The organism is Pseudomonas syringae CC1557 (assembly GCF_000452705.1).
In the GTDB taxonomy this organism is placed as follows: domain Bacteria; phylum Pseudomonadota; class Gammaproteobacteria; order Pseudomonadales; family Pseudomonadaceae; genus Aquipseudomonas; species Aquipseudomonas syringae_F.
In genome coordinates this window covers 801,734-814,047 of record NZ_CP007014.1, presented here as the reverse complement: position 1 = coordinate 814,047, position 12,314 = coordinate 801,734, and the positions used below count along the sequence as shown (strand labels likewise).

General features: G+C 58.1%; 7 protein-coding genes. 4 read left to right on the top strand and 3 right to left on the bottom strand.

Features of this window, described 5'->3' with window-relative positions:
• Positions 1 to 5: 5 nt before the first annotated feature.
• The 3 genes from ggt to N018_RS03840 all read right to left on the bottom strand — a co-directional run bounded on the left by ggt (position 6) and on the right by N018_RS03840 (position 4,388).
• Positions 6 to 1,733, bottom strand: coding sequence for a gamma-glutamyltransferase (ggt, locus tag N018_RS03850; protein WP_025388882.1), 1,728 nt, complete (start codon positions 1,731 to 1,733; stop codon positions 6 to 8).
• Between the two features lie 197 nt (positions 1,734 to 1,930).
• Entirely contained in the window at positions 1,931 to 2,818 is an 888-nt protein-coding gene (gene mmsB / locus N018_RS03845; RefSeq protein ID WP_024645592.1) for a 3-hydroxyisobutyrate dehydrogenase, read from the bottom strand.
• A 43-nt stretch (positions 2,819 to 2,861) separates the two neighbouring features.
• Positions 2,862 to 4,388, bottom strand: coding sequence for a CoA-acylating methylmalonate-semialdehyde dehydrogenase (locus N018_RS03840; RefSeq protein WP_025388881.1), 1,527 nt, complete (start codon positions 4,386 to 4,388; stop codon positions 2,862 to 2,864).
• A 159-nt stretch (positions 4,389 to 4,547) separates the two neighbouring features.
• Between N018_RS03840 and N018_RS03835 the strand changes: the two genes are divergently transcribed.
• The 4 genes from N018_RS03835 (at position 4,548) to N018_RS03820 (ending at position 12,183) form a co-directional block, all read left to right on the top strand.
• Complete coding sequence (locus N018_RS03835; RefSeq protein WP_025388880.1) at positions 4,548 to 5,495, top strand: LysR family transcriptional regulator; 948 nt, start codon at positions 4,548 to 4,550, stop codon at positions 5,493 to 5,495.
• Between the two features lie 264 nt (positions 5,496 to 5,759).
• On the top strand, positions 5,760 to 7,847 hold the full coding sequence (gene tssI / locus N018_RS03830; RefSeq protein ID WP_025388879.1) for a type VI secretion system Vgr family protein: 2,088 nt from the start codon (positions 5,760 to 5,762) through the stop codon (positions 7,845 to 7,847).
• Complete coding sequence (locus tag N018_RS03825; RefSeq protein ID WP_025388878.1) at positions 7,844 to 8,401, top strand: DUF4123 domain-containing protein; 558 nt, start codon at positions 7,844 to 7,846, stop codon at positions 8,399 to 8,401. Before tssI ends, N018_RS03825 begins: the two co-directional genes overlap by 4 nt.
• Entirely contained in the window at positions 8,398 to 12,183 is a 3,786-nt protein-coding gene (locus N018_RS03820) for a toxin VasX (protein ID WP_025388877.1), read from the top strand. Before N018_RS03825 ends, N018_RS03820 begins: the two co-directional genes overlap by 4 nt.
• Positions 12,184 to 12,314 lie beyond the last annotated feature (131 nt).

Genomic DNA, 12,314 nt, shown 5'->3' with positions numbered 1-12,314 from the left:
GCAACTCAGTAACCCAGCGACAACCCGGTGTTGCGACGCGGGTCATTGGCACCGTAGAAGCGGTTGTTACCGACCGGTTTGCCCCCCAGCGAAGGCGCACCGACCAGAATCGCCGCTACATGGTTGAGCGGTTGCGGTCCGGCAAACTTGTGGCCCCAGCTCTCGAGAATCTTCAGCGTGTCAGGGCTGACCGCAAAGGTGTCGATGTTGGTTTCTTCAGGCTGCCACTGCTGATGGAAACGCGGCGCGTCCACCGCTTCCTGAATGTTCATGCCGTAGTCGATAACGTTGAGCATGGTCAGCAGGGTTGCCGTGATGATGCGACTGCCGCCCGGTGTACCGACGACCATGACCGTCTTGCCGTCTTTGGTGACGATGGTCGGGCTCATCGACGACAACGGCGTCTTGCCTGGCGCGATGGCATTGGCTTCGCCCTGCACCAGTCCGTACATGTTGGGTACACCGACCTTGACCGTGAAGTCATCCATTTCGTCGTTGAGAATCACACCGGTCTTGCTGGCCATGACGCCCGCGCCAAACCAGTTGTTCAGGGTGTAGGTCACCGAGACCGCGTTGCCCCATTTGTCGACAATCGAGTAATGCGTGGTGTTGCTGCCTTCATGGGGCGCGACGCCTGGCTTGATCTTGTTTGAGTCACCAGCTTTCTGCGGATCGATGGCTGCGCGCAGCTTGGCGGCGTATTTGACGTCCAGCAGATGCTCGACCGGATTCTTGACGAAATCGGGGTCGCCCAGGTAGCTGTTGCGGTCCGCGTAGGCGTGACGCATCGCTTCGATCTGATAATGCATCCCCTGCGCCGAGCGGAAGCCCAGCTCTTTCATCGGGTAGCCTTCCAGAATATTCAGAATCTGGCAGATGACTACACCGCCGGAACTCGGTGGCGGCGCGGATACGACGTGGTAGCCGCGATAATCACACTCGACCGGCGCCAGCTCGCGGGTCTTGTAATGATCAAGGTCCGCCTGGGTGATGATGCCCTTGCCGGCCTGACTCGAATCGACCAGCGCCTTGGCGACCCAGCCTTTGTAGAAACCGTCGCTGCCCTTCTCGGAAACTTCCTTGAGGGTCCTGGCGAGGTCTTTCTGCACCAGTTTCTGGCCGACCTGCATAGGTTGACCCTTATCGAGGAAGATCGAACCGGAATCGACCATGTCCGCCTTGAACACATCCGTAGCACTGGACAGCATGTCGACGTCGCCCTGCCCCAGCACGAAACCGTCCTCGGCCAGCTTGATCGCCGGCGCGATGACTTCCTCACGCTTGCGCGTGCCGTATTTGCTCAGCGCCATTTCCATGCCGGACACGGTGCCCGGTACGCCGACGGCTAGATGGCCCTTGGCGCTCAGGTCCGGGATGACCTTGCCGTCCTTGTCCAGGTACATGTCGGCAGTGGCGGCCAACGGCGCCTTTTCACGGAAATCGAGAAAGGTCTTCCGCCCGTCTGCCAGTTGAATGGTCATGAAACCACCACCGCCCAGATTGCCGGCTGCGGGATAAACCACTGCCAGCGCGTAGCCGACTGCAACGGCGGCATCGACCGCATTGCCACCATTCTTGAGCACATCGACACCCACGTGAGTGGCCAACTGCTGGGCAGTCACGACCATGCCGTTTTCTGCAGCAACCGGGGCTTGTGACGCGGCGAATGTGGGGGAATACGCGACAATCAATGCCGTCGCGAGCAGCGACCTGGCGAGGGGTTCGAACTTCATGATCGATCTCTTCTTTTTCTGAGTCAGGGACGTTTGATGAGTGCAGCGCCAGCCTCCGGGCAAGGGACGCGGCGCTTCTTATCGAGGCGTACCGGGCATCCCTGCGCGGGTCTGACGAGGTCCAAAGTAGCCGGTTATGCCGCGTTTTCCTAATGTAAAAACCGGATACACATATCAAGGCCCCATCCATGAAGCACCTACGCTTTCTGGCGGTACCCCTCGATAATCGCCGAGAAATCCTTGCCGCCATCGCCGCGCAGGCTCATCGCCTGATACAACTGCTGGGCCACCGCGCCGAGTATTACCGGTTGACGCGCCGAGCGCGCTGCTTCGGTTGCCAACCCCAGATCCTTGAGCATCAGCTCGGCACCGAAGCCACCACTGTAGCCGCGCGATGCCGGCGCGGTTTCAACAATGCCGGGCCAAGGGTTGTACGCCTCGGAACTCCAGCAACGGCCCGTCGAGGTATTGATGATGCTGGCCAGCACTTCGGTGTCGATACCCAGCGCATTGCCCAGCGCCATCGATTCAGACACGCCGATCATGGAAATCGCCAGCAGCATGTTGTTGCAGATTTTGGCGATCTGCCCGGTGCCCACGTCACCACAATGCACGATGTTGCGGCCCATTATTTCCAGCACCGGCTTGAGCGTTGCAAAGTGCTGCGCCGAGCCGCCGACCATGAACGTCAACGTCCCGGCCTGCGCACCGCCTGTCCCGCCCGACACCGGCGCGTCGCCCAATACAACACCTTGTTGCGCGGCAATGGCGGCAATGTCGCGGATGGTCTGGGGATCGATGGTGCTGCAATCGACTGCCGGAACACCGGACGCGATGCCTTTCAATACACCGTCGTCATTCAGGTACACGCTGCGCACATGCGCTGCGGCGGGCAACATGGTGATGACCAGCTCACTGCCTTCGGCAGCTTGCCTCGGTGAGGCGCTGATCCGTGCGCCTAACTCGGCAAACTCGCCCAGTATGTCTTTGTTCAGATCGAACAATTGCAGGTGATGCCCGGCTTTGATGAGGTTGCGGGCCATGGGCGCGCCCATATTGCCCAGACCGATAAAGGCGATGTTCATTGTTGTTCTCCTTGGCCTGACCTGGCGCTTTACCGGTCAGCACTCAACGCAAATTGATCGTGGTGTTCACGCCGTCATTCACGCTGTCGTCATCGAACCAGCGGCTGGTGACGGTCTTGGTCTGAGTGTAGAACTGCACCACCTGTTTGCCATATGGCCCCAGATCACCCAGCTTGGAACCCCGCGAGCCGGTGAAGCTGAAAAACGGCACCGGCACAGGGATCGGAATATTGATCCCTACCTGACCGACATCGATCTCGTTTTGAAACTTGCGCGCTGCGGCACCGCTTTGTGTGAACAAGCCGGTGCCGTTGCCGAACGGGTTGGCGTTGACCAGTGCGATGGCCTCATCAAGAGTGCCAACCTCCAGCACAACCAGCACCGGACCGAAGATTTCCTGGGTGTATATCTGCATGTCGGTGGTAACACCCGAGAACAGTGTCGGCCCTACAAAGTTGCCACCTTCATAACCCGGCACCGACACTTCCCGACCATCCAACTCAAGGGTCGCACCTTCACGCACGCCGCTTTCGATCAGATCGAGAATGCGCTGCTTCGCCCGTCGGGAAATCACCGGCCCGACATCGGTGCCTGGCTCGTGACCTGCATTGACCTTGAGTTTCTGCGCCAGTGCTTTGAGGTCCGGCAGCCACTGTTTCGACGCGCCGACCAGCACCACCACCGACGTCGCCATGCAGCGCTGCCCCGCCGCACCAAAGCCTGCACCGACCAGCGCATTCAGCGTCTGCTCACGGTTGGCATCGGGCAGCACCACTGCATGATTCTTCGCGCCCATCATCGCCTGCACGCGCTTGCCATGCCGACCGGCCAGGTCGTAAACATGCGTGCCGACAGCGGTCGAGCCGACGAAGGAAACAGCCTTGATGTCCTTGTGCGTGCAGATAGCGTCCACCACCTGTTTGCCGCCATGCACCACATTGAGCACACCAGCAGGTACGCCAGCCTCGATCGCCAGCTCGACCAGCAGCAGGGTCGAGAGCGGGTCCTGTTCGGACGGCTTGAGGACGAAGGTGTTGCCACAGGCAATCGCCATTGGAAACATCCACAGCGGAATCATCGCCGGGAAGTTGAACGGGGTGATTCCGGCACACACGCCGATGGGTTGGCGCAAGGTGTAGGTGTCGACGCCACTGGCCACGTTTTCAGCGAACTCGCCCATCTGCAACGTGCCTATCGAGCATGCGTGCTCGACCACCTCAAGGCCGCGAAAGATATCTCCCTCGGCATCGGCCAGGGTCTTGCCCTGCTCAGCACTCAACACCGCCGCAATGCGTTTCGAGTGTTCGCGTATCAGCGCCTGCAACTTGAGCATAATGCGCATGCGGGCGCCGATGGGCGTCTCACGCCAGCTGCAATAAGCCCGATGCGCAGCGGCAACGGCAGCGTCTACTTCAGCGGCCGTTGCGAAGGGCACCTGCGCCAGCACTTCCTGGGTGGCCGGGTTGACGATGTCTTGCCATTCGCTGCTCTGCGAGTCTATCCATTGACCATCGATCAGCAGTTTGACGCGGGCTACCGAGGTCGTGGTGGTGTTCAGCGAGGCATTCATTTCAGCTGTTCTCCCTTCAGCAAACCACGCCATCCGCAGCGTTTCTCGGTGGATGCTCGTGGTCTCCCGACAGTATTGTTTTTGAGTTGGTCAGGGCGCGCGCTTTGGAGTATAGATGTGCAAACTTCTAATAAGAACGCAGATAAAAGCAGGGTCAACATGCAAAAAAACATCACTTCCCTGAGTCTGTTGAACTGGGATGACCTGAAGTTTTTCCTCGAAGTGGCACGCACCCGAAAAGTCAGCAGCGCCGCCAAACGCCTGGCTGTCGACTACACCACCGTGTCGCGCCGCATCAACTCGCTGGAAACCTCGCTCGGCACATTGCTGTTTGAAAAGTCGCGCAACAACGGCTTTATCATGACCGCCGAAGGTCAGCATTTGCTGGGCTACGCCGAATCCATAGAAAGCACGCTGCACATGGCCTGCGAGCAGGTTTCCGGCTCCAGCGTGGCGTTGTCCGGGCATATCCGCATGGGCTGCACCGAGGGTTTCGGCAGCTTCTTTATCACCCCGCAGTTGAGCCACTTCCTCGACAGTTACCCGAGCATCTCAGTGGACATCCTGCCACTGCCGCACTTCATCAGCCTGTCCAAGCGCGAAGCCGACATCGTCATCGCCCTGGAACGCCCGGAACATGGCCCCTACGTGTGCTGCAAACTCTGCGACTACAGCCTGCGCCTGTACGCGACTCAGGAGTATCTGGACAACCATCCGCCGATCCAGCGCAAGGCCGACCTGACCGAACATGTCTTCATCAGCTACGTCGACGACCTGGCGTTCAGCTCCGAGCTGCTGTACCTGAGCAACCTGCTGCCCAACGCCCATGCGCAACTGCGCAGCACCAGCGTCATCGCCCAATACACCGCCGCCCTGCAAGGTCGCGCACTGGCGATCCTGCCGTGTTTTCTGGCAGCTCAGGACCCGAGGCTGCTGCCAGTGCTGGAGGATGAGGTGAACATCACGCGTCAGTTCTGGATGTACTGTCGGGAGGACTTGAGGAAGCTGAAGCGGATCACGTTGCTGTGGGATTACATTCGGGAGGTGACGGAGTTGAACAAGGGGTTTTTGTTGGGGGAAGTGGCGGCGGCGAGGTTCGTCGGGTAATGCGCAAGAGGTTGCTCAGTCAAACCGGCATTACCACCCACTTTCAGACCCGACGGCCCGGGTTGTAGGCCTATCAGGGTGCAGCGCAATGTAACGTAGAAAGCGCGCAGCAACCTGCGCAGATCTATTCTGTGTTTCGCTCATTTTTTAGCCATTAGATTTTTAAGCAACTGATATTTATAGAAAAAATACTGCTGGCACTGTTCTTGTAATGACTCCTCCAGTTTAACGGGCGCGATTGCCCGTTACTGCGGAGAGATTTGGATGTTCGCTTCTGCCAACACGCCACGCTTCAGTTTGAGCATCGACAGCCCCGACGGCACTGATCATGGCTTTCAGGTACTTGCATTCACCGGCCACGAAGCCATCAGCCAGCCCTTCTGCTTTACGCTGGAACTGGTCAGCGAGTGTGCATCGCTGGAACTTGAAAGCCTGCTTGGGCACCCGGCTTTTTTGCAATTCAGCCCCGATGGCAGCGGCGTCCACGGGTTGGTTGATCGCATAGCACAAGGCGATTCCGGCGCGCGCCTGACGCATTACGCAATCACGTTGCGACCGCATCTGGCCCGACTGGGTCACCGCACCAATCAACGCATTTTCCAGCACAAGACGGTGCCGCAGATCATCGCCCAGGTGCTGGAAGATCACCGTCTGCTGGCCAACGCCTACCGCTTCGAACTCGGCGCAACGTACCCGGAGCGAGAATACTGCGTGCAGTATGGCGAGTCTGATCTGCACTTCGTCCAGCGACTGTGTGAAGAGGAAGGTCTGCATTACCACTTTGAACACAGTCCGACAGCGCATCAGCTGGTGTTTGGCGATGACCAGACGGTGTTCCCGAAACTGGGGCCGGTGACCTACAAGCAAGACACCGGCATGGCCGCCGACGATCCGGTGATCAGGCATTTCCAGTTGCGTCTGGAAACCCGCTCCAGTCGCGCTACCCGGCGCGATTACCATTTTGAAAAACCATTCCTGACCATGGAGGGCTCGGCACAGGATGAGGACCATCCAGACCTTGAGCACTACGATTACCCCAGCGGCTTCAGCCATCGTGATCGGGGTGCACATTTGGCCATACGTGCGCTTGAACGGCATCGCTACGATTACCGGCTGAGCGATGGACACAGTAATCAGCCCCGACTGGTCAGCGGTCATTTTCTACAGTTGAGCGAACATCCCAACCAGGACCGGAACGACCTCTGGCTACTGACCGAAGTGCGCCACGAAGGCCGTCAGCCGCAGGTGCTGGAGGAATCATCATCTATTGGCAAGGGCGATGACGACTTTCATCAGGGCTATCGCAATACGTTTCTGGCCACGCCATGGAAGACGCTGTACCGCCCTTCCCTGCGTCACCCCAAGCCGAGGATTTTCGGCAGCCAGACCGCCGTGGTCACCGGCCCGAAAGATCAGGAAATCCACTGCGACAAGCACGGCAGGGTCAAGGTGCAGTTTCATTGGGATCGCGAAGGCCAGGGCGATGACCGCAGCAGTTGCTGGCTGCGGGTTTCGTCCAGCTGGGCCGGCCATCGTTACGGCGGCATGGTCATCCCGCGAGTCGGCATGGAAGTGCTGGTGACCTTTCTTGAGGGCGACCCCGACCGGCCGCTGATCAGCGGCTGCCTGTACCACGCCGAGCATGTCCCGCCCTACGATTTGCCCGCGCATCAGACCCGCAGTGTGTTCAAAACCTTGAGTAGCCCTGGCGGCGAAGGCTCGAACGAACTGCGCATAGAGGACCGGACCGGCCAGGAACAGATCTACCTTCATGCCCAGCGCGACTGGGAGCAACACATCAGGCACGATCAGACAATCAACGTCGGTCATGAGCGCTATGACCGGGTTGAAGCCAATAGCTACAGCGAGTTCAAGGCAGAGGAGCATCGGACCGTTGATGGCGACCGGCTGACTGAGCTCAAAATGAATGACCATCTGACGGTGGCCGGAACACAACACATCAACGTGGGCGATGGATTGCTGGCGGAGGCCGGGCAGGAAGTTCACCTCAAGGCTGGCGACACCGTGGTGATCGAGGCGGGCCTGGAAATCACCCTCATCGCTGGCGGCTCCTTCATCAAGATCGACGCCAGTGGCGTGACCGTGAACGGGCCGCAAATAAAGCTCAACTCTGGAGGCCAGTCGGCTGCTGGAACAGAGGCAACACCCATGATACCGGGGCTCGTGAAACAGGTCGATGACACCAGGCCGGGACAATTGCTGATGCAACGGCTGAGCGGGCCTGACCCCATCGTCGAACTCTGCCAAAAACCGAAGGGTGGTACGCCTGCGGACTGCCCGCTTGCCGATTGTGGCTGTCGAAAAGCATTGCAGCCGAGAAGCGAGCAATGAGTATTTACCTGTTGCTGGAACGCACTGACACGCTACTGGAACAGCTTTACCAGACGCTGCCCAACCCTGCGCCAACGCTGCTATTTGACAAGACCGAACTGGCCGCTTACAGGGAGAAAAGCCCCATATTGCTGGATGCGTCCGGCCAGAATTCGCTACTGGACATCGTTCGTGAAACGCCCGAAGGCTGGCCCGGCCTGATCGTCGAAAGCGCTTCATCGGCCGAGGTAGTGCTCGCTCATCTCAGGCACATTTTAGTTGTCCGGTTCGAGGGGATACGCCGAGGCGTTTTACGCTATTCACACCCGGTGACTGCCAGCTACTTCTTTACCGCTGACACACCGCAATCCAGTGCCCACTGGCTGGGGCCCATTTCTCGACTTTGCTGGCATGGCGGAACCTGGGCGGACCTCGCTCAAGGCAATCAGCGCTGGATCAGCATCGATAATCAGCATGCCTCTCGCTGGGCACCGCCGCTGACTCGGATGGCCTTGGCTTTGAGTCCGCGTCAAGAACAAGCACTGCGCCGCCAGAACAAGGAATTTCCACAATGACCGCAAGCCGTTTGAGCGTTGGACCTTCCTGCGAAACGGGGAAGCTGATCGCCCAGATTGTGGGCAAGGATCATACGGACCAGCAACAGCTTCTGTTGGTCAGCGCCAAAGGCGATCGGGTTTATCCGTCACAACCGGAAAAGCTGGACCACACGCGGTACAGCAGCGTCCTGGAGGTCTGGGATCACATCGATGGCGCGCACCTGCACCTGCAGATCGCGACCATCGAAGGCGAGCCGATTCGCCTGCCCCTGCTCAGCAATCCGCAGGTAACGCCACGTCAGGCTGATGCGCAGTTCAACCAGATAGTGCCGGTGCTGCCATTCGTGTCACTGCCCGGTTCGAAGACCGTGTACGACATGGGTACACCCGTTTTGGCTCGTGCGGGTTACGTGTACGTGTTTTATCAAGAGAAGCTGTGGCGTGAACTGGAGGTTCAGGTCAGCGAAACCGGCAGCACTTATCACGACATAGACGTAGCCCGTTATCGCCAGCAAGACGGTTTCCTGCCCGGCGAGCGCAAGACATCCGGCGCAGCACTCGAAGATATCTGGCTGCCAGCGATCTGCAACAACCGACGCGTGCAGGATCTGCAACTGTGCTTCTCGGAAGTACAGCTCAGCGCGCCGCGTCTTGAGCGCCTGGAGGACGACACTGCTCTGAGAGCACAGCGCTGCAAAAGCCCTGACCTGAGCTGCTCGAAAGAGCGCTTCACAGACCTGTACAAGGGCAAGCCCGATGGCGCAGCGATGCTTAAGGCGTTTTCCGAATTTGATGCACAGGATTATGCGGCCCAAGCCGCCCTCGCTCAGGTCAAAGCCACTCGCCTGAATCTGGAGCAAAGCGCCTTCCCGGTCAGCCTGGCGGCCCCGCAGCGCGCTCGACAGCCTGGTTACGAACGGTTGCTGGATCATCCGGCGCGCTATCTGTGTGATCTGTCGGGGCAGTTTCCAGTCGAGTCTTTCAGAGAAGCCAAATACTTTCTGGCACAGGCTGCGAGGGGAACGACCGTTCAGGGCATCAAGCATCTGGAACTGACGGCGATGGCCGATACCCTGCTGGCCAGCTTACCGGTTGAAACAGATGGTGAAACCAACGATACGAATACGCTCTGGGAAGCGCAAAAAAATGCAGTAGATGTGCTGAGCAACGCGCGACAGCGTCAGGTATGCGGCGTGCTACTGGACGATGGGTATTTTCGGCTGCGTCATTTGCGACAACGCGTCGACACTTGCCAGCAACTGTTCGGCCTGTGCGCCCGACAGGCCATTCGTCAACCTCATCACGCCAGCGCGCTGCTGGTACAACAGTTGGTCGTGCCGCGCAGCATTCGCGGCCAGGAAAACCCGCTACACGCAACAATGGCGAAGCTGCATGAGCCCGGCAGGCAAGCCATCAATCAATGCACCGCCACCATCGAACGCGCCATGGTCTGGCGGCACATGATCGGCGCTCAAGACGCGCTGGTCGACAGCCTGAAGCAGGCCAGCACCGTGCAAATGCTCGCCGACCACCTGAGTCTGGACGGCTTTGAATATGTGGCGGCAATGTACGAGTTGAGCCGGACACTGGCGACCGTCGCGCTGGTGCCGTCCAATCTCGATCCGCTGGCACCCGGTGGCGACATTGTGGATGCAGTCACAGGTATTGGTCTTTGGGATCAGGCTGTGAGTCCGGGACAGAAATTTCTGAACGGTATCGCCAGCGACGAAGCCTCGCCTCTGCATACAATGCTGTGGCCCGAGTGCGACCTGCAAATCGCATGCGCGCCTTATGTGACGCCAGCCAAGGGCGATAAAAATCTGGGCGACGGCCGCTTCCGGGCCACCGAACTCGCGGGCTTCGAGAACAGCCCAACGCCCGATCCAGTCGCTCAAGTCACGCTGGACGCCGCCACGCTGGCCAACCTGCTGGAAAGCGACAGCCTGCAGAACTTCTTCTTGCTCAATAACGGCAAAGCCACAACGGCAGCGCTGGTCGGGATCTTCGAAAATCTGCAGAACGCCGCAGATGGCGCTGCACATGCAGTCGACAAGGCCAGCCAGGCGTTCGCATCAGCCAAAGGCAATGTGCAAAGCGCCAATACCAAAGCCCGGTCTGCCACTGACCGACTGGCCCAGATGCAAGAGCGACTCGGTGCCAACGCACACCAGATCAACATCAACCGCCAGGGCCGCGGCGTGCAACAGCTGCGCAGCATGATGCCCGAGCATTTCGGCGCTGCCTTTCTGACCCACCGCAATCAGGTCACGCCTCAACACTACGTATTCGGCCTGGAAGATCTCCCCGGCCGGGAGTCATTGCCAAAGACACGTTACGGCGAATACATGCGCGCCGACGGCAGCCCCTTCGGCGACATCGCCCCGCCGCCCCCGTCCTCCACCCGCCTGCCCAAGGGCGACAACCTGGTACTGGTGATCCCTCGCGGGCACAAGACTGCGCAGGTGGTCGGTGACATGAACCGAACGCTGACAAACGCTCGGGAAACGGCAGGTACGGTAAGTGATGCGGAACTGGCTCATATCCGGGCGAAAAGCGGGCTGAGTGAAGCAATAGAAGGGCTGGACTCGCAGAAGAACAAGGCGGCTTATAGGGTACTGGCGTCGACGCCGTTTTGTCTGGCGGTGTTGATGTTGGAGGTTTGGAATGTGAGCTCGGAGATATCTGCGTGGGAGCAGGCGGTTAGGGAGAAAAATAAATCTCGAGCATCCGGCGGTGTGCTAAGCGCAGGACTGGACTTGCTGATTGCAATGGAAGCTTTGGCTGTAAAACTGAGCGGCACGCAATCTGCCGTAGCATTTTCAAGAAAAACTTTATTAACAGTTTCAGAAAAACAGGCCAAACGTTGGCTTGGTAGTTTTCTAGGCAACGTACTAACTAAAGAGCTTACGGCTCGATTGATTTTGCAGTTTTTATCCGGTGTGGCTTTGACCGGATTAAACATCTATGACGCTTGGTCTGCTTGGCTATGGGCCGATCATGCCATGTACGGTTATTTGCTAATATCTTCAGGAGGATTAGCAGGCACCATGGGCACAGGGTTTGGAGGAGCAACAACGCTATTCAAACTAAATATCCTGAGCTGGATAGCGCTACTGCTGGTCGGTGCAGGTATAGGGTTAGTTGTTGCACTCAGTTCAACACCAATGGAATCCTGGATGGCGAACGGTCCATTTGGCGAAAGCAATCAATCGGACAATTATCTACAGGACCCGCTGGAAGCATTTTATCGGCTTATTAGCCTGCTTGCCGGCATACGTATAACCGTTAGTAAAAACCCGTTTTATGAACCGCAAGCAAAATTTGATACCCGCGCAGAAATACCTCATGCAATACGTAGTACTGACACGATCATTCGTTTAGATAGTCGCCTACCTGGCTTGATTGGAACACTGGAGAGCCTCAGCATCAAAGCCGAGTGCAGGCTGAAACGTGTTACCAACGTTTCAAGCAATCAAGGGATACCCTATCAGACAAACAGGGAAAATACCCTAAAGGCAGAATTACCTAAAGCGCAGCGTCTTTATCCTGAAGCGCTTGAGCTATTTTTCTCTACACCCATAAACACAACACTATCACACATCAACGATTCACATAGTTTCGAATGGGCAGTAAGAGCCCAGTTTACTCTGGTACGCAGTGGAGAAAAACGATACTTCCCTGCTCCGCCGATCAAGGACAGAACTCAGTTTAGCGACGCGTGGGCCAAGCCAGATTTTAATAAAGTCAACCAGCCATTTTGGGCTGATGAAATGACTCACGGGACCGGGCCCAATGACTGAATCAACCCAGAAGCCTTATTATGGTCCTTGCTCGTACAGGCCCGACGCCACTTTACAACAAATGCGTGCCGTGACGCACCGCTCTATCATGTCTGGCGCAACGCGCTTGCCTTGGTCATCGACTCAGGAGG

What these genes read in the sequence shown, in the direction of transcription:
- N018_RS03835 (WP_025388880.1), top strand. Translation starts at nt 4,548, where the DNA reads ATGCAAAAAAACATCACTTCCCTGAGTCTGTTGAACTGGGATGACCTG.
- tssI (WP_025388879.1), top strand. Translation starts at nt 5,760, where the DNA reads ATGTTCGCTTCTGCCAACACGCCACGCTTCAGTTTGAGCATCGACAGC.
- N018_RS03825 (WP_025388878.1), top strand. Translation starts at nt 7,844, where the DNA reads ATGAGTATTTACCTGTTGCTGGAACGCACTGACACGCTACTGGAACAG.
- N018_RS03820 (WP_025388877.1), top strand. Translation starts at nt 8,398, where the DNA reads ATGACCGCAAGCCGTTTGAGCGTTGGACCTTCCTGCGAAACGGGGAAG.
- mmsB (WP_024645592.1), bottom strand. Translation starts at nt 2,818, where the DNA reads ATGAACATCGCCTTTATCGGTCTGGGCAATATGGGCGCGCCCATGGCC.
- N018_RS03840 (WP_025388881.1), bottom strand. Translation starts at nt 4,388, where the DNA reads ATGAATGCCTCGCTGAACACCACCACGACCTCGGTAGCCCGCGTCAAA.
- ggt (WP_025388882.1), bottom strand. Translation starts at nt 1,733, where the DNA reads ATGAAGTTCGAACCCCTCGCCAGGTCGCTGCTCGCGACGGCATTGATT.